A 16,245-nucleotide genomic window follows, 5' to 3' on the forward strand; every position below is an offset into this window, starting at 1 on the left:
TCGTAGCAGCTTCGCCTGACGGTTGAAAGTGACAAGTGGATGACACCAACGGCGCCGGCTGCGCCAGTTTTCACGAAGGGATCGGACAATGGTGGCGCAGAAGGGCAAGGACCTGCTCCTGAAGATATTCAACGGAACGGCTTACGAAACGGTGGCGGGGCTGCGGTCGAAACGGCTTGCTTTCAATACCGAAACGGTCGACGTCACTGACGCCGAGAGCGCCGGGCGCTGGCGCGAGCTGCTGGGCGGCGGGGGTGTACAGCGTGCGTCGGTCTCGGGCGCCGGCATCTTCAAGGATGCAGTCTCCGATGGCCTGGTGCGGAACGCCTTCTTCAATGCTTCGATCCTGAGTTGGCAGATCATCGTCCCCGACTTCGGCATGGTGACGGGGCCGTTCCAGGCGAGCGCGCTCGAATATTCCGGCCAGTACAACGGCGAGGTGATGTTCGAGCTGGCGTTGGAATCGGCAGGCGCCATCAGCTTCGAGGCGCTCTGATGCGGGCGGCGGGAGCAAGGGCGAACCGGCGCCGTGGCGAGATCGAGGCTGTCATCGATGGCGAACAGCGCATTCTCTGCCTGACACTCGGCGCATTGGCGGAACTGGAGACGGCGTTTTCCGCCGACAATCTCGTCGGTCTGGCCGAGCGCTTTTCGGGCGGGCAGCTGAAGGCGGCCGACATGATCCGCATCATCGGCGCGGGCCTTCGCGGCGGCGGTAATCTGTATTCCGATCAGGAAGTGGCGGAGGCGAGCATCGATGGCGGCATCGCCGGTTGCGCTGTCGTCGTCGGCAAGCTGCTCGCCGCGACCTTCATGGGGGAAAGCGCGGAGATTGCCGCGTGCCCCCTCTAGCCGCAGCAGATATCGAGACCGATCGCGCGACGCCTTTCCCCTGGGCGCGTGTCCTCCACGTCGGCCTCTGTCTGCTGCGGCTGCCTCCCGCGATCTTCTGGGCGATGACGCCGGTTGAATTTCATGCCGTTGCAGGCGGATTGACGCCGCGCAGCACCGTGGCCAGGGCCGATCTCGGCGCGCTGATGGCGCAGTTTCCGGACAGTCTGACACCCTCGAAACCAAGGAACGATCATGGAGACTGACGATACCGACCTCTCCGCCATGGCCGTGCAGGCCGAGACGCTGCAACGCACGCTCGACGGTCTCGAAACCCGCTCGCGCTCGTTCGGCTCGGCCCTGTCGAGCGCCTTGCGCAGTGCTGCCGATGGCGGCAAGGGTCTCGACGATGTGCTGCGCAGCCTCGGCAATCGGCTGGCCGATATCGCGCTGTCGGCCGGATTGAAGCCGCTGGAGACGATGATCTCGGGCGCTGCGTCGAGCTTGCTCGGCGGTTTCGGCAAGCTCCTGCCTTTCGCCGATGGCGGCGTGGTTTCGCAACCGACCTACTTCCCGATGGGCGGCAACATGGGCCTGATGGGCGAAGCCGGCAGCGAGGCGATCCTGCCGCTGAAACGGGGTGCGGACGGGGCGCTCGGTGTTGCCGCGTCAGGCGAATCCGCCGGCCCGCAGATCGTCTTCAACGTTACGACTTCGGATGCGCAGAGCTTTCAGAAGAGCGAAGCGCAGATCTCTGCGATGCTGGCGCGCACGGCGATGCGCGGCCAGCGCAACCTCTGAGGCAATCATGGCAAACGGCTTCCACGAGGTGCGCTTTCCGCTGCGCCTGTCGCTGTCGACGAGCGGCGGCCCAGTCAGACGCACCGATATTGTCAACCTTTCCAACGGCCGCGAGAGCCGCAACAGCCGCTGGCGCGACGCGCGGCGCAGCTATGATGCCGGCTCGGGCCTGCGCTCCGTCGCCGACCTCTATGAGGTGCTCGAGTTCTTCGAGGCGCGCAGCGGCGAACTCTATGGTTTCCGCTTTCGTGATCCGGTCGATTGCAGGTCCGGGCGACCGGATATGCCGGTAACGGCATTTGATCAGCTCATCGGCACTGGGGACGGTGCGACGGCAAGCTTCCAGCTCGTTAAGACCTACGGGGATACGGCCGCCAGCAGCATTCGAGCCATTCGCAAGCCGGCGGCGGGCTCCTTGATCATTGCCGTGGGTGGCGTTGGACAGGGTCCTTCGGCCTTTGCCTGCGATACGGCGACGGGCCTCGTCAGCTTCGCTCCCGGTCATATTCCAGCGGCGGGCGCGCTCGTCACCGCAGGGTTCGAATTCGATGTGCCGGTTCGCTTCGCGACCGGCCGGATCGACGTCAACCTGTCGGCCTTCAACGCCGGCCGTATTCCGACAATTCCGCTGACGGAGATTGTGCCGTGAGAACCATCGACCCCTCTCTGGCGATACACCTCAATAGTGACGCGACGACGCTCTGCCATGCCTGGCGCGTAACGAGGCGGGATGGCGTTGTTCTTGGTTTCACCGACCATGATCATGACCTCGCATTCGCCGATACCGGCTTCACGGCCGCGAGCGGTTTTTCCGCAAGTGCGACTGAGGAGGAGGCCGGTCTCCCTGCGGCGACCAGCGACGTTGCGGGCGGCTTCTCCAGCGGTGCGATCACAGAGGACGACCTTCAACGCGGCGCCTATGACGGCGCCCGCGTCGAAGTGTTCCTCGTCAACTGGTCGGTGCCGGCGCAACACTTGCTGATCAAGGTACAGGAAATCGGCGAGGTCGTTCGCGATGCCGGTCAGTTTCGTGCCGAGCTTCGAAGCTTTGCTCATCGCCTGAACCAGCCGCAGGGGCGCGTCTACGGCAGGCGTTGTGATGCGGCGCTTGGGGACGGCAGGTGCGATGTCGATCTGGCCCAACCGCAATTTCGCGCTGAAGGCATCGTGGCGCTGGTGCGCGATGAAAGCCACATCCAAGTGTCCGGTATCGGCAGCATGGGCGACGGCTTCTTCCGTTTCGGGGAACTGGCTTTTCTTGATGGCGTAGCCGAGGGGCAAGGCGGGATCGCCGAGTCGTATTCTGATACGGAAGGCGAGGTGACATTGTGGCTGCCGCTGACCGTCCTGCCTGACGTCGGCGACCGGGTCCGGTTGACGGCAGGATGCGACAAGGCTTTTGCCACCTGCCGAACAAAGTTTTCCAACCATTTGAATTTCAAAGGATTCCCCCACATACCCGGCGCCGACTTCGCCTATACCTACGCCGATGGCGAGACCGTTCACGACGGGAGCCCGCTGTTCAAATGAGACCCGTTGCAGAGAATGTGGTGAACGCCGCCGAGAGCTGGATCGGAACGCCCTATCGCCACCAGGCGTCGACCAAGGGCGTTGGATGCGATTGCCTCGGCCTGATCCGTGGCGTGTGGCGGGAGGTCTATGGCGGGGAACCAGAGCTCCCGCCGCCCTATGCGCCCGACTGGGCCGAGCGAAGCGGCACGGATCGCTTGGTGGCGGCGGCGCTGAAGCACTTCGGAACGCCGCTGCCGCTGACGCAAGCGCAGCCGGGCGATGTGCTGCTGTTCCGCTGGCGGCCGGATATGGCGGCGAAGCATGCCGGCATTCTGGCCGGCGAACGGCAATTCATCCATGCCTATGAGCAGGCTTCGGTCGTCTGTTCGCCGCTGGTGCCGAGCTGGCGCAGGCGGATTGTGGCTGTATTTCGCTTTCCCGAACGTTGCTCCGTATCCGGCTGAAGCCGGCAATTCCTCTTCATTTTCCGGTGGTTCATGGCAACACTTCTGTTTCAGGCGGCCGGCGTGGCGCTCGGCAGCGTCTTCGGCCCGGTTGGCGCCATCATCGGCCGCGCAGCCGGCGCGCTCGCCGGAAGCGTTGTCGATCATGCGTTGCTTTCGCGCGGATCGACCGTTCGCGGGGCACACCTATCGACCGCGCGCATTCCCGGCGCAGACGAAGGGACGGCGATCAACAGGGCTTACGGAACGGCCCGGATTGGCGGCACACTGATCTGGGCGACGCGTTTCGAGGAGCAGGTGACCAGCGAGCGCAGGGGCGGAAAGTCGTCGAGCGGACCGCGGGTCGAGACCTTTCGCTACTTTGCCAATCTGGCGATCGGGCTTTGCGAGGGACCCGTCGCCCGGGTTCGCCGCGTCTGGGCGGATGGCAAGGAACTGGATCTGACGCGGATCGAAATGCGGTTTTATTCCGGCGACCGCGAGCAGCAGCCGGATCCCCTGATCGAGGCCAAGCAGGGCGCGGGTATGGCGCCGGCCTATCGTGGACTTGCATACGTCGTTTTCGAGCGGCTGCCGTTGGATGCCTATGGCAACCGCATCCCGCTGCTGCAGTTCGAGGTGGTCCGCCCGATCGGCACGCTGGAAAACCAGATCAAGGCTGTCTGTATCATCCCGGGCGCGACCGAGCATGGCTATCGCACCGTCGCCGTCTCCGAAAGCACCGGGGCAGGCAGCGCGCGAGTCCTGAACCGCAACAGCCTGCAGGGGCTGACCGACTGGGAGGTCTCGATCGACGAGCTGACGGCGCTCTGCCCGAATCTCGAGCGTGTTGCGCTTGTCGTCTCATGGTTCGGGACCGACCTGCGTGCGGGCGAATGTCAGATCCTGCCGGGCGTGGAAGTGTCGGCGCGCAACGAAAGCAGCCCATGGTCGCTCTCCGGCTACTCGCGCGGAACCGCCCACCTGGTCAGCAGGAGCGGCGGCGGTCCCGCCTACGGCGGCACGCCCGACGACGCGAGTGTTGTCTCGGCAATTGCCGATCTCAAGGCTCGCGGGCTTGCTGTCTACCTCTATCCCTTTGTGATGATGGATATTCCAGCCGGCAACAGCCTCCCGGATCCCTATGGGGCTTCGGCTCAGCCTGCCTATCCCTGGCGCGGACGGATCACCTGCCATCCGGCGATTGGCCAAGCGGGAACTGTGGACCGAACGAGCGAAGCCGCAAGCCAGCTGTCTGCCTTCACAGGGGCGACGCAGGCAACAGATTTTTCCGTCGACGGGCAGCGTGTTGCCTACAGTGGCGGCGAGGCCAGCTACCGCCGCTTTATCTTGCACCACGCGCAACTGGCCAAGGCGGCTGGTGGTGTCGACGGGTTCATTGTCGGATCGGAATTGCGCGGGCTGACGCAGGTGCGCGATGGAGCCAACGGCTTCCCGTTCGTCGCGGCGCTAACGGCTCTCGCAGCCGATGTGAAGTCGCTCCTGCCGGCGACGAGGCTGACTTACGGTGCCGATTGGAGCGAATACTTCGGCTACCATCCGCAGGATGGAAGCGGCGACGTCTATTTCAACCTCGATCCGCTCTGGTCGTCGCCGGCGATCGATGCCATCGGCATCGACAACTACATGCCACTGGCGGACTGGCGGGACGACGATCTCGCGAACGCCAATCCTGATGGTTTCCGGACCGGCGATGACTTCCAGGCGCTGACCACCGCGATCACTGCAGGCGAGGGTTTCGATTGGTATTACGCGAGCGATGCGGCTCGCCGGGCGAGGCAGCGTAGTCCGATTTCGGACGGGTTTGTCGGAAAGCCTTGGGTTTTCCGCTACAAGGATATCGCGGGCTGGTGGTCCGATCCGCATCATGAGCGGATCGGCGGCGTGGAAATCCCGACGCCGACAAAGTGGCTTCCGCGCAGCAAACCTGTCTGGTTCACCGAATTAGGCTGCGGTGCCATCGATAAGGGCGCGAACCAACCGAACATCTTTGCCGATCCGAAGTCGGCGGAAAGTGCTGTCCCCTACTTTTCCAACCGAACGCGCGCCGACACCATGCAGCGGCGTTTTCTGGAGGCCCATCACACGTGGTGGGGCAGTGGCGGTCCTCCGGCCGGAATGGTCGATCCGGCGCACCTTTTCGTCTGGTCGTGGGACGCGCGGCCCTTTCCGGCCTTTCCACAGAATACCTCGACATGGAACGACGGTGCCAACTGGCGTATCGGACATTGGCTGAACGGCAGGCTCGGCAGCGGCACGCTGGCTGAGGTGGTGGCTGCTCTGCTGCGAGATCACGGCTTTGACGATTTCGACGTGTCTGAGGTGAGCGGCGATCTGTTGGGATATGTGCAGGGGGATATCGCATCCGCGCGCAGGCTGATCGAACCGCTCCTGGAAGCGTTTCAGATCGATGCGATCGAGGATGCGGGGCGTCTGCGCTTCCGGTCGCGCATGCGGGCGAGCCTGCCGGCGCTGCCGGTCGAAATTCTTGTGGACCGCGAAGACGAGCCGCTATGGCAGGAAGCGCGTGGTCATGACAGTGATTTTGCGGCTGAAGCCCTGCTGAGCTTCTACAATCCCGACCTCGATTACGAGCAGGCAAGCGCTCGCTCCCATCGCGTGTCGCAATCGACAAATCGGATCATTCAGCAGGACCTCAATGCCGTCATGCCCGAGGAGACGGCGCTTGCCGCCGCCGAGGCATTGCTGCGCGACAATCGCGTTGCCCGGCGGTCCATCCGGTTCTCCCTGCCGCCGAATGAGGTGCGTATCCAGACTGGCGACGTAATTGCGCTGCCCGGACTACCGGGCCAGTTCCTGATCAGCCGCGTCGAGGATGGTGAGGCACGCCGGGTGGAGGCGCGCGAATTCGCCTCGTCTTTCGGCATTACGGCGGGGACGATTGCCGCCGGAAAGCCGAGCGGCGAGGGCGGCTCGAACCTGTTTTCCCCGATCGTCCACTTGATTGACCTGCCGCGGTTCGATGGCAACGATCCGTCGAGCTATGCGCGGGGCGCAGTCTTTGCAAAACCGTGGACAACGGTCGGGCTGTCGTCGTCTCCTACGAGCGAAGGTTACAAGGGTAGGGTGCTGCTCGATCGGCCGGCGCGGATCGGCACATTGACAAGTGCGCTTGCTGCAGGGGTTCTCGGCCGCTTTGACTGGTCGCGACCGCTTGAACTCGATCTGCCCTATGGCGGCCTCGCCTCGGCACCTGCGACTTCAGTCCTGAACGGCGCTAACCTTCTGGCGGCCCTGTCGGCGAGCGGTGCCTGGGAGGTCCTCGCGTTTCGCGAGGCCGAGGAGATAGCGAGCGGGCGTTGGGCGCTGCGCGGCCTGTTGCGAGCGCTTGCCGGCACAGAGGACGCGATGCTTTCCGGGGCAGCAGCCGGATCGGCCGTCGTGCTGCTCGACGAGGCGGTGAAACCGCTTGGCCTCGGCAGCGACGAAATGGGCCTGCGATTGAATTGGATCGCCGAAACGGCCTCATCAACGGGGAAGACAGGTCCCTTCGCCTTCGAGGGCGGCTTGCGGGCGCAGACGCCGCTTGCCCCCGTCCACATCCGATGCGCACGCGGCGACAACGGCGTGAAGATCACCTGGATCAGGCGCGGGCGCGACAGCGCCGACAGTTGGCTCGCAGCCGATATTCCCCTCGACGAGCCGTTCGAGCGGTACCGCGTCGAAATTCTGGATGGCGACGTCGTTCTGAGAGTGAACGAATCCGACAGGGCGCAGTGGATCTATCCGTCCGCCTACGAACTTGCCGATTTCGGACAACCGCAAAACAGTCTCAGCCTGCGCATTCGGCAACTGGGCGAACGCGTGCCGCTCGGCATTCCTGCACGCGTGACATGTGCTTTCTAAATTTCATCGTGAAGGAGAGAAGATGATAGATCTGAAGGATTGGTACAGTTCGAAGACCATTTGGGGCGCGCTGATCTCGATCGTCGCATCCGTGTTGCATTTTGCCGGCATCGACCTTGCTGCGGCAGACAAGAGCCAGTTGGTCGACTCGGTCGTCAACATAGCCGGCGCGCTGGGTGGCCTGCTTGCCGTTTACGGGCGTGTCACTGCCAAGGCGGCGATCAAATCCGCCCCTTAAAGCCGGCGCGGCGAGCGGAAGACATCGTTCGCCGACCCACATTTTTGAACACGCGTGGCGCGAATTCAAAACTGTTCTAAACATCAGGGATTACAAGGCATTCATTTGCCATTCAGGTGGCTTGAGTACATAGTCTGGGCCAAGTTGGTATCCATTGAAAGCATTGCACATGGCCTCTCCCTTGAGCGTCGCAGCGCTAGCCGCAGGGCTGGCGGTAACGTCGCCCTCACCGGATAATCCGCGTACCCTGACGGTGCGCGTTGCAGGCGATTGCAGCGAGGCCGCACGCGAGGTTGTGGAGAAAACGGGAGGACAGCTCCTTTCCGTCCAGCCTCTGGGCGATAGCTGCATTATCACCGTCCTCGTCCAAGGCAACGGACAGCGCCCGCGTAAAGTGACCGTCAAGGTTCCGATGTAGGCAGAATCGCCCTATCTAGACGCCTAAGAGATCAAGCGGAGCAAAGCGGACCGATGCGCATTCTGGTAGTCGAAGACGATGTCAACCTGAACCGGCAGCTCAGCGACACGTTGAAGGAAGCCGGCTACGTCGTCGATCAGGCCTTTGACGGCGAGGAGGGCCACTTCCTCGGCGATACCGAGCCTTATGACGCAATCATTCTCGATATCGGCCTGCCGGAACTGGACGGCGTGACGGTGCTCGAGAAGTGGCGCGGGGCAGGGCGCGGCGTGCCGGTATTGATCCTCACCGCGCGCGACCGCTGGAGCGACAAGGTCGCGGGCATCGACGCCGGTGCCGACGATTACGTCACCAAACCTTTCCACGTCGAGGAAGTGCTGGCGCGCATCCGTGCCTTGATCCGCCGCGCGGCGGGGCATTCGTCCTCCGAGATCATTTGCGGCCCGGTGCGCCTCGACACCAAGAGCTCGAAGGCGACAGTCAATGGCGTCGCGTTGAAGCTCACTTCGCACGAATACCGGCTGCTTTCCTATCTCATGCACCATATGGGCGAAGTGGTTTCGCGCACCGAGCTGGTCGAGCACATGTACGACCAGGATTTCGATCGCGATTCCAATACGATCGAGGTTTTCGTCGGGCGCCTTCGCAAGAAGATGGGCGTTGATCTGATCGAAACGGTGCGCGGGCTTGGCTACCGCATCCAAGCGCCGAAAAATGCGAATTAAGTCGCTTACTGCGCGCGTTCTGCTGCTGACCACGATCTGGTCGACCGTCGCGCTTGTCGTCATCGGGTTGCTGATCTCGACGCTTTACCGGAAAAGCGCTGAGCGCGGCTTTCAAGACCTGCTGCGCGCCCAGCTTTACAACGTCGTCAATTCCGTGACGATCGGCGACCAAGGGGCGCTGAACGGCAGTCCGCAGCTCGGCGACCTCCGCTTCGCGCAGCCGAAGACCGGCTGGTATTGGCTCGTAGAGCCGCTCGGCACTTACACCGCGCAACCACTGGTCTCACCCTCGCTTGGTTCGGCTTCGATCCCTGTTCCGTCCGTTCTCGAAGCGCCCTTCGACAAGAACTATGAGCGCTACTATCAGGTGACTGATGCCTCGGGGAACCGGATTCAGGTTGCTGAAACCGAGGTTGTGCTAGATACCGACGGTCGTGCCGCGCGCTTCCGCGTCAGCGGCAACGTCGACGTGGTCGAGGATGACGTCCGCAATTTCTCCCACAGTCTCTACCTGGCGTTGGCTGGCTTCGGCGTCGGCAGTCTGATCGTCAACGCTTTGGCCATTCTCTATGGCTTGAAGCCGCTCGACAAGGCGCGCGCGGCGCTTGAGCGTATTCGCGCCGGTGAGAGCGAGGCGTTGAAGGGCGATTTTCCGCGCGAAATCCTGCCGCTGGCAAACGAAGTCAACGCTCTGATCGACAGCAACCGCCGTATCGTCGAGCGGGCGCGCATGCAGGTCGGCAACCTTGCGCATTCTCTGAAGACACCGATCGCGGTGCTGCTCAACGAGGCACGCGTGCTGGAGCGCTCGCACGGAGATCTGGTGCGCAGCCAGGCGGAGGCGATGCAAGGGCAAGTGCAATCATACTTGAACCGTGCCCGCATTGCAGCGCAGCGCGAATCCGTGCTCGCCCGCACCGATGCCGAGCCCGCCCTTGAACGGCTCGTGCGCGTTATGCGACGTTTGAACGTCGACAAGGAATTCGAACTGACCGTGACACCGCCGCACCTCGCGGTCGCGATGGAACAGCAGGACCTTGAAGAGGTCGTCGGCAACCTGCTTGAGAACGCCGCTCGCTTTGCTGCCACCAAGGTTCGCCTCTCCGTTTCAGAGGCGCCTGATGAGGTGAAGGGCGCGGACGGCAGCGGACGTCGCCATTGGGTCGAGCTCGTCGTCGAGGACAACGGACCGGGGCTGGAGCCCGATCAGATTCGCGAGGCGCTGAAGCGTGGCAAGCGGCTGGATGAAAGCAAACCCGGTACGGGGCTCGGACTTTCGATCGTGACGGAGATTTCCAACGAGTACCAAGGGCGGCTCGAATTGTCCCGCGGCGAATGGCAGGGGCTGAAGGCCCGCCTTATTTTGCCGGGCATCACAAAGGATGTTGCGTGAGCAACTGCTTGATGTCACATAGACCCAGGCCTTTGCATAGCATGCTTTGCCTTGTTGCCGACACCGCGTGGTGCGCGTGTGGCTGCGTTGATTGACACCTGGTTCTGGTTCGGCTGAATGATGCTACGTTCGCAAGGCATGATCGTTTCCTCGCTTCTCGTCGCCATGACGCTTTCCGGGTGCCAGTCGACGAAAAGCAGCTCGGGCGGTCTTTTCTCGAGGAAGCCGCCAGCTTCGGCGACCTATATTTCAGCCTTGCAAGGCGGTATCATCGCTCGCAGCGGTGTGGAACTCAGCAGCAGCGACCGTCAGCGTGCGCTTGAGGCGGAATATCGCGCTCTGGAGGGCGCCGCTGTGGGGCAGCCGGTCGTCTGGAGCGGACGCAACGTCAGTGGCAGGGTGGTCGCGGCTGCGCCCTACCAGGTGGGCTCGCAAAATTGCCGTCAATATACCCACAGCGTCACCATCGATGGCAAGGAGACGGTCGCGCGAGGTGTGGCCTGCCGAAACGATAACGGCAGCTGGTCGCCCCTTGGCTAAGCTGCTGTAGAATTGATGGCTCGCGATAAGTTGCGGCCAAACGCCTCAAATAATTGTCATTGCGGCTTTGCTTATTGGAATAGACGTTTGCTTCGAGTATTTGGCGGCTATGCTTTTCTGGATTCTTGTGGCCGTTCTGACGGCGGTTGTTGCCGCCATATTGCTTTATCCGCTTTTGCGTGGAGCAAAAGCGGTCGATGACGCGCGCGCGGGGGAGGCTGCCGTCTATCGCGATCAGTTGCGGGAACTCGATCGCGACCTCGCTGGCGGGCTGATTTCGGCCGACGAAGCGGATTATGCCCGTGCCGAAATCGGCCGGCGCCTGATTACCGTTTCGGCCGCCCCGACCGACGATCGCAAGCTCTCAAAGCATCACCGTCTGGCAGAAGCCTTTGTCCTGCTTCTTCTGCCGATCGTGGGGCTCTGTCTTTACGTTCTGGTGGGGCGACCGGATTTGCCGTCTCAGCCGCTGGAAGCCCGACTTGAGAACCCAGGCAACGACATGACGATCCTGGTCGCCAAGGCCGAGCGGCATTTGGCGGAGAATCCCGATGACGGCAAGGGCTGGGACGTTCTGGCCCCGATCTATTTCAACACCATGCGCGTTGCCGATGCCGAGAATGCGTATCGGAATGCCATCCGCCTGCTCGGCCCAAGCGCCGCGCGCCTCGACGGGCTTGCCGAAACGCTGATGGCGACCTCAAACGGCGTCGTCACCGAGGATGCGCGGAAGGTGCTCGAGCAGTCGCTTCAGCTGCAGCAGGACAATCCGAAGGCAAGGTTCTATCTGGCGCTCGGCCTGGAACAGGCCGGTCGGACCGCTGATGCCAAGGCAGCCTTCGAGGCGCTCGCCAAGCAGTCGCCCGACGATGCGCCATGGCTGCCGCTGGTCGCCGAGCATATCGCCAAGAACGGCGGCGCGGCCCCGAACGCTCCGGGCAATCCGACTGCGGCAGACGTTGCGGCTGCCGAGGGTATGAACGCCGGCGATCAGCAGCAAATGATCAAGGGCATGGTGGAAGGTCTCGATGCCAAGCTCACCGAAGACCCGAACAATCTGGAAGGCTGGTTGCGGCTCGTTCGCTCTTATGTCGTATTGAAGGACAAGGATCGTGCGGTTGGAGCCTTGAAACGCGGCTTGGCAGCGTTTCCGGCCAGCAGCGAGCAGGGAAAACAACTGCTGGCGCTCGCGCGAGAGCTCGATATCGCGACGGAAGGGACGACGGAATGACGCGCAAGCAAAAGCGCTTGGCAATCATCGGTGGCGGGATGAGTTTCATCATTGCCGCCGTGCTGCTCGTCATGTTCGCCTTTAGCCAGTCTGTCGCCTATTTCTACATGCCGGCAGATATAGCCAAGAACCCGGTGCCGCCGGGAACCCGGATCCGGCTCGGCGGTCTGGTCGGCGAGGGCAGCATCATCCGCGGCGCCGGATCGACGGTACAGTTTGCGGTAACCGACGCGACCGGCGATCTCGTCTGGGTGCGATATACCGGCATTCTCCCGGATCTTTTCCGCGAGGGGCAGGGAGTGGTAACCGAGGGCCGCTTCGAAACCGGCAGCAACGTATTCACGGCCGATACGGTCCTCGCCAAGCATGACGAGAAATACATGCCGAAGGAAGTCGCCGACAAGCTGAAGGCGCAAGGCCTTTGGAAAGAAGGGGAAGCAGTGCAATGATCATCGAGATCGGCCACTACGCGCTCATCCTGGCGCTTGCTACAGCACTTATCGTTTCCGTCGTTCCGATTATCGGTGCAAAGCGCCTTGACCGCGCGATGATGGATGTGGCCTCCGTCGGCTCCCTCGCAATGTTCGCGCTGGTGGCCTTCTCCTTCGTTGTGCTGACCTACGCTCACGTCGTCTCCGACTTTTCGGTAGCGAACGTCTGGGAAAATTCGCACTCGCTGGTGCCGTTGCTTTTCAAGTTTTCCGGGGTTTGGGGCAATCACGAAGGCTCGATGATGCTCTGGCTGCTGATCCTGGTGCTGTTCAGCGCATTGGTTGCCGCCTTTGGGCGCAACCTGCCCGACACGCTACGGGCGAATGTGCTTTCTGTGCAGGCCTGGATATCGGTCGCCTTCATTCTGTTCATCCTTCTCACCTCCAACCCGTTCATGCGGCTGGATCCGGCGCCTGCCGAGGGCAAGGACCTCAATCCCGTTCTGCAGGACGTTGGCCTCGCGATCCACCCACCGCTGCTCTATCTCGGCTACGTAGGCTTTTCGGTCTGCTTTTCCTTTGCCGTGGCAGCTCTCCTCGAAGGACGGATCGATGCAGCCTGGGCGCGCTGGGTGCGCCCCTGGACACTGGCCGCGTGGACGTTCCTGACGCTAGGCATCGCAATGGGCTCGTACTGGGCATACTACGAGCTCGGTTGGGGCGGCTGGTGGTTTTGGGATCCAGTCGAGAACGCATCGTTCATGCCTTGGCTTGCCGGGACGGCGCTGTTGCATTCGGCGCTTGTCATGGAAAAGCGCGAGGCCCTGAAGATCTGGACGGTTCTGCTCGCCATCCTGACGTTCTCGCTGTCGCTGATGGGCACCTTTCTTGTGCGATCGGGCGTTTTGACCTCGGTGCACGCCTTTGCCAGCGATCCCTCGCGTGGCGTCTTCATCCTGTGCATCCTGTTGATCTTCATCGGCGGGGCGTTATCACTGTTCGCGTTTCGCGCGCCGCTGCTCTCGGCGGGCGGCCTGTTTGCGCCGATCTCTCGCGAAGGGGCGCTTGTCCTGAACAATCTCATTCTGACGGTCGCTTGCGGCACCGTCCTGACCGGCACGCTCTATCCGCTGCTGCTGGAGACGCTGACCGGCGATAAGATCTCGGTTGGACCGCCTTTCTTCAATATGACCTTCGGCTTGCTGATGGCACCGCTGCTGGTCATCGTTCCTTTCGGACCGCTCATGGCCTGGAAGCGCGGTGACTTGCTCGCTGTTCTGCAGCGGCTCTATCTGGTCGCGATCCTGGCCTTCGTTGCCGCAGTCGCGTTCTTCTATGTCGAGCACGGCGGCCCGGTGCTTGCCGCGGTTGGGCTGGCCGCGGGGTTATTCCTGGTCTTCGGGGCGATTGCTGATCTTTGGTATCGGGCTGGCGTGGGCAAGGTTGCTGCGTCCGTTGCTTGGAAGCGTCTGGCCGGCCTGCCACGCTCGGCGTTCGGGACGGCGCTCGCTCATGCCGGGCTCGGCGTTGCAGTCCTCGGCATCGTCACGGTCACCACCTTCCAAAGCGAACATGTCGTCGAGATGAAGCCCGGCCAGACCGTTGAGGCCGGAGGCTACTCCGTGCGCTTTGACGGTATGAAGCCGGCGACCGGACCGAACTATAGCGAGGAGCGGGGTCACTTCACCGTCAGCCGTGGCGGTGTCGAGGTCGCGGATGTCTGGTCGTCGAAGCGGGTCTACACAGCGCGCCAGATGCCGACGACCGAGGCCGGGATCCTGACTTTCGGCCTTAGCCAACTCTACATGTCGCTCGGGGACGCGACGAACGATGGCGGCATTGTCGTGCGCATCTGGTGGAAGCCTTTCATCCTCTGCATCTGGGGTGGAGCAGTGATCATGGCGATCGGCGGGTTCGTTTCGCTGAGCGATCGCCGGTTGCGCGTCGGCGCGCCCAGCCGAAGAGCAAAGCCCGCGCGTCCGGGGATGGAGCCGGCAGAATGATCCGGCGTATCTTGCTCGTGCTGGCAGTGCTTCTTTCCTCCGTTCCGGCCTTTGCCGTCAATCCGGATGAGGTTCTCGCCGATCCGAAGCTCGAGGCGCGGGCCCGTGCGATTTCGGCGGAACTGCGCTGCATGGTCTGCCAGAACCAGTCGATCGACGACTCCAATGCCGAGCTTGCCAAGGATTTGCGCCTGCTGGTACGTGAGCGGCTGACCGGTGGCGATACCGACGAGCAGGTCGTGAACTATATCGTCTCGCGATACGGCGAGTTCGTGCTGTTGAAGCCGCGCTTTGAAACGAAAACGATCCTGCTTTGGGGCGCGCCGATCCTGCTTGTTATCGCAGGCGGTATCTCGCTGATCGTCTTCGCGCGAAAGAGGGCAGGCAGACCGACGGGCTCCAAGCTGACCGCCGAAGAGCAGGCTCGCCTGAGTCAATTGCTCGACGAATAGAGCCGTCCGCGCAGGCGGTTACGCACCACGGACGCAACAAGCACCGCTGTGAACGCCAGAACCACACTGCCGGCCGCGATTGGCCCTGCCGAGGGGGAATATAGGTCCATCACCGCGCCGACGGAGGATGAGCCCGCAGCACTGCCGACGGCATAAGCAAGGGCGAAGGCTGCACTTCCGGCGACAAGCGTGTCGCCGGCATAGCGCTCGCCAAGGAGCGTCAAGGCGCAGGTGTAAAGCGAAAAGCTCGCCGCACCCATGATGCCGAACATCACCAAAATCGCCGCCTGCGACTGAAGAAACGGGATGGCGATGAAACTTAGCCCCGCAAGCACACCGGAGCAGATGGCGACGCCGAAGCGCGAGGTCTTGTCGAGAAACCAGCCGACGACCGGCTGAGCAAGGGCGGTCGGCAGCGCAAGCACGGTCACGCTGATCGCGGCAAACGCCTCGGAATAGCCGAGGCGGACGAAATAAACAGGCATGGCCGAGATCGCGGCAATATCAGCGAAAGCAAACGCGACCACCATGCAGATTAGCATTGGCGCGCTTCTGACAAAGGTGAAGAGCGCCCCCGATGCCGCCTGCTCGGGAAGTGTCCGGGCTCTCCGAGTGAGGATGATCGTCAGGAAGGCGACGCAGGCGACGTAGACGGCAAGCAGCGCGAAGGCAAAGCCCTGCTCCGTGCCAAAGATCGGGATTACCAGCGGGCCGGCTGCAAAGCCGCCGCACATGCCGGCGCCGTAAAGGCCGGAAACGCGCCCGCGCAGGCGATCGGGGCAGGCGGTATTGAGCCAGGCCTCGCTGAGCATGAAAATCAGGCTGACGAAGAAGCCGAGACAAAAGCGGGCGATGCACCACACCCAGAAAATATCGAAAGTCGCGAAGGTGGAGAGGCTGACGGCACAACCGATCAAGCCGGCGACGATCAGGCGATCGCCGCGCACCTTTCGCGACAGCCACGTCACCGCAAAGGTTGCAACGGCAAGGCCGGCCGCGAAACAACCTGCGTTGAAGCCGATAAGGCTCGGCGAAACATTGCGATGCTCGAGGACAAGGGAAATCAGCGGATAGGTCAGGCCCTGCGCAACGGCAAACGCAGTGACCCCGAAGATGACGGCGGCAAGTGCGGCGGTATCCGGCGCAAAATCTTCCCCCGTGACCACATGGGTCATTGTCTCGTCCTCCCGGTTGTAGGAAGGAGGATTATCGGCTTCGGGCGCATTAGTCGAGGGCGAGAGTGCTGCTTCCGATCGCAGCGCCTCTGTTGCACATTACGAATTTTTCATCGCTCGGACAGTTCGCAGTAAGGTGTGTCGTCCTATATCTTTGGTCATCA

General features: G+C 62.6%; 18 protein-coding genes. 17 read left to right on the plus strand and 1 reads right to left on the minus strand.

Annotated features, from left to right (window positions below; genetic code table 11):
- Positions 1-88 precede the first annotated feature (88 nt).
- The 17 genes from RGCCGE502_RS06120 to RGCCGE502_RS06200 all read left to right on the plus strand — a co-directional run bounded on the left by RGCCGE502_RS06120 (position 89) and on the right by RGCCGE502_RS06200 (position 14,906).
- Positions 89-496: a phage major tail protein, TP901-1 family gene (locus RGCCGE502_RS06120; RefSeq protein WP_016553297.1), complete on the plus strand. Its 408-nt coding sequence runs from the start codon at positions 89-91 to the stop codon at positions 494-496.
- Positions 496-852: a gene transfer agent family protein gene (locus RGCCGE502_RS06125; protein WP_016553298.1), complete on the plus strand. Its 357-nt coding sequence runs from the start codon at positions 496-498 to the stop codon at positions 850-852. The genes RGCCGE502_RS06120 and RGCCGE502_RS06125 overlap by 1 nt, the downstream gene beginning before the upstream one ends.
- Positions 840-1,097, plus strand: coding sequence for a rcc01693 family protein (locus RGCCGE502_RS06130; protein ID WP_016553299.1), 258 nt, complete (start codon positions 840-842; stop codon positions 1,095-1,097). Before RGCCGE502_RS06125 ends, RGCCGE502_RS06130 begins: the two co-directional genes overlap by 13 nt.
- A complete protein-coding gene (locus tag RGCCGE502_RS06135; protein WP_016553300.1) occupies positions 1,087-1,632 on the plus strand; it encodes a phage tail tape measure protein in 546 nt (181 codons plus the stop codon). Before RGCCGE502_RS06130 ends, RGCCGE502_RS06135 begins: the two co-directional genes overlap by 11 nt.
- Before the next feature lie 7 nt (positions 1,633-1,639).
- The gene (locus RGCCGE502_RS06140) at positions 1,640-2,281 is read left to right on the plus strand and encodes a TIGR02217 family protein (protein WP_016553301.1); all 642 of its coding nucleotides are present in this window, start codon (positions 1,640-1,642) and stop codon (positions 2,279-2,281) included.
- On the plus strand, positions 2,278-3,162 hold the full coding sequence (locus tag RGCCGE502_RS06145; protein WP_016553302.1) for a phage/gene transfer agent baseplate hub protein: 885 nt from the start codon (positions 2,278-2,280) through the stop codon (positions 3,160-3,162). Before RGCCGE502_RS06140 ends, RGCCGE502_RS06145 begins: the two co-directional genes overlap by 4 nt.
- Positions 3,159-3,608 (plus strand): C40 family peptidase, encoded by a 450-nt coding sequence (locus RGCCGE502_RS06150; protein ID WP_016553303.1) that lies wholly within the window; start codon positions 3,159-3,161, stop codon positions 3,606-3,608. Before RGCCGE502_RS06145 ends, RGCCGE502_RS06150 begins: the two co-directional genes overlap by 4 nt.
- Before the next feature lie 33 nt (positions 3,609-3,641).
- A complete protein-coding gene (locus tag RGCCGE502_RS06155) occupies positions 3,642-7,475 on the plus strand; it encodes a baseplate multidomain protein megatron (protein ID WP_016553304.1) in 3,834 nt (1,277 codons plus the stop codon).
- A 22-nt stretch (positions 7,476-7,497) separates the two neighbouring features.
- Positions 7,498-7,713, plus strand: coding sequence for a hypothetical protein (locus RGCCGE502_RS06160; protein WP_016553305.1), 216 nt, complete (start codon positions 7,498-7,500; stop codon positions 7,711-7,713).
- Between the two features lie 169 nt (positions 7,714-7,882).
- A complete protein-coding gene (locus tag RGCCGE502_RS06165) occupies positions 7,883-8,131 on the plus strand; it encodes a hypothetical protein (RefSeq protein ID WP_016553306.1) in 249 nt (82 codons plus the stop codon).
- A gap of 53 nt (positions 8,132-8,184) precedes the next feature.
- Positions 8,185-8,856 carry a response regulator transcription factor gene (locus tag RGCCGE502_RS06170; protein ID WP_016553307.1) on the plus strand — a complete coding sequence of 224 codons (672 nt, stop codon included), beginning with the start codon at positions 8,185-8,187 and terminating at the stop codon, positions 8,854-8,856.
- A complete protein-coding gene (locus RGCCGE502_RS06175; protein ID WP_016553308.1) occupies positions 8,846-10,249 on the plus strand; it encodes a sensor histidine kinase in 1,404 nt (467 codons plus the stop codon). The genes RGCCGE502_RS06170 and RGCCGE502_RS06175 overlap by 11 nt, the downstream gene beginning before the upstream one ends.
- Positions 10,250-10,366: 117 nt before the next feature.
- Entirely contained in the window at positions 10,367-10,789 is a 423-nt protein-coding gene (locus RGCCGE502_RS06180; RefSeq protein WP_016553309.1) for an RT0821/Lpp0805 family surface protein, read from the plus strand.
- Between the two features lie 109 nt (positions 10,790-10,898).
- Positions 10,899-12,020, plus strand: a complete 1,122-nt coding sequence (gene ccmI / locus RGCCGE502_RS06185) for a c-type cytochrome biogenesis protein CcmI (protein ID WP_016553310.1) — start codon at positions 10,899-10,901, stop codon at positions 12,018-12,020.
- Positions 12,017-12,469 (plus strand): cytochrome c maturation protein CcmE, encoded by a 453-nt coding sequence (ccmE, locus tag RGCCGE502_RS06190; RefSeq protein WP_016553311.1) that lies wholly within the window; start codon positions 12,017-12,019, stop codon positions 12,467-12,469. Before ccmI ends, ccmE begins: the two co-directional genes overlap by 4 nt.
- Positions 12,466-14,454 (plus strand): heme lyase CcmF/NrfE family subunit, encoded by a 1,989-nt coding sequence (locus RGCCGE502_RS06195; protein ID WP_016553312.1) that lies wholly within the window; start codon positions 12,466-12,468, stop codon positions 14,452-14,454. The genes ccmE and RGCCGE502_RS06195 overlap by 4 nt, the downstream gene beginning before the upstream one ends.
- The gene (locus RGCCGE502_RS06200) at positions 14,451-14,906 is read left to right on the plus strand and encodes a cytochrome c-type biogenesis protein (RefSeq protein WP_016553313.1); all 456 of its coding nucleotides are present in this window, start codon (positions 14,451-14,453) and stop codon (positions 14,904-14,906) included. The genes RGCCGE502_RS06195 and RGCCGE502_RS06200 overlap by 4 nt, the downstream gene beginning before the upstream one ends.
- Here RGCCGE502_RS06200 and RGCCGE502_RS06205 read toward each other — a convergent pair.
- The gene (locus RGCCGE502_RS06205) at positions 14,888-16,081 is read right to left on the minus strand and encodes an MFS transporter (RefSeq protein WP_016553314.1); all 1,194 of its coding nucleotides are present in this window, start codon (positions 16,079-16,081) and stop codon (positions 14,888-14,890) included. The genes RGCCGE502_RS06200 and RGCCGE502_RS06205 overlap by 19 nt on opposite strands.
- Positions 16,082-16,245 lie beyond the last annotated feature (164 nt).

The sequence above is a fragment of the Rhizobium grahamii CCGE 502 genome (assembly GCF_000298315.2).
GTDB lineage: Bacteria > Pseudomonadota > Alphaproteobacteria > Rhizobiales > Rhizobiaceae > Rhizobium > Rhizobium grahamii.

Bases quoted from the DNA above. Each gene is read 5' to 3' on its own strand.
- RGCCGE502_RS06120 (WP_016553297.1), top strand. From the start codon at position 89: ATGGTGGCGCAGAAGGGCAAGGACCTGCTCCTGAAGATATTCAACGGA.
- RGCCGE502_RS06125 (WP_016553298.1), top strand. From the start codon at position 496: ATGCGGGCGGCGGGAGCAAGGGCGAACCGGCGCCGTGGCGAGATCGAG.
- RGCCGE502_RS06135 (WP_016553300.1), top strand. From the start codon at position 1,087: ATGGAGACTGACGATACCGACCTCTCCGCCATGGCCGTGCAGGCCGAG.
- RGCCGE502_RS06140 (WP_016553301.1), top strand. From the start codon at position 1,640: ATGGCAAACGGCTTCCACGAGGTGCGCTTTCCGCTGCGCCTGTCGCTG.
- RGCCGE502_RS06150 (WP_016553303.1), top strand. From the start codon at position 3,159: ATGAGACCCGTTGCAGAGAATGTGGTGAACGCCGCCGAGAGCTGGATC.
- RGCCGE502_RS06155 (WP_016553304.1), top strand. From the start codon at position 3,642: ATGGCAACACTTCTGTTTCAGGCGGCCGGCGTGGCGCTCGGCAGCGTC.
- RGCCGE502_RS06160 (WP_016553305.1), top strand. From the start codon at position 7,498: ATGATAGATCTGAAGGATTGGTACAGTTCGAAGACCATTTGGGGCGCG.
- RGCCGE502_RS06165 (WP_016553306.1), top strand. From the start codon at position 7,883: ATGGCCTCTCCCTTGAGCGTCGCAGCGCTAGCCGCAGGGCTGGCGGTA.
- RGCCGE502_RS06170 (WP_016553307.1), top strand. From the start codon at position 8,185: ATGCGCATTCTGGTAGTCGAAGACGATGTCAACCTGAACCGGCAGCTC.
- RGCCGE502_RS06175 (WP_016553308.1), top strand. From the start codon at position 8,846: ATGCGAATTAAGTCGCTTACTGCGCGCGTTCTGCTGCTGACCACGATC.
- RGCCGE502_RS06180 (WP_016553309.1), top strand. From the start codon at position 10,367: ATGATGCTACGTTCGCAAGGCATGATCGTTTCCTCGCTTCTCGTCGCC.
- ccmI (WP_016553310.1), top strand. From the start codon at position 10,899: ATGCTTTTCTGGATTCTTGTGGCCGTTCTGACGGCGGTTGTTGCCGCC.
- ccmE (WP_016553311.1), top strand. From the start codon at position 12,017: ATGACGCGCAAGCAAAAGCGCTTGGCAATCATCGGTGGCGGGATGAGT.
- RGCCGE502_RS06195 (WP_016553312.1), top strand. From the start codon at position 12,466: ATGATCATCGAGATCGGCCACTACGCGCTCATCCTGGCGCTTGCTACA.
- RGCCGE502_RS06200 (WP_016553313.1), top strand. From the start codon at position 14,451: ATGATCCGGCGTATCTTGCTCGTGCTGGCAGTGCTTCTTTCCTCCGTT.
- RGCCGE502_RS06205 (WP_016553314.1), bottom strand. From the start codon at position 16,081: ATGACCCATGTGGTCACGGGGGAAGATTTTGCGCCGGATACCGCCGCA.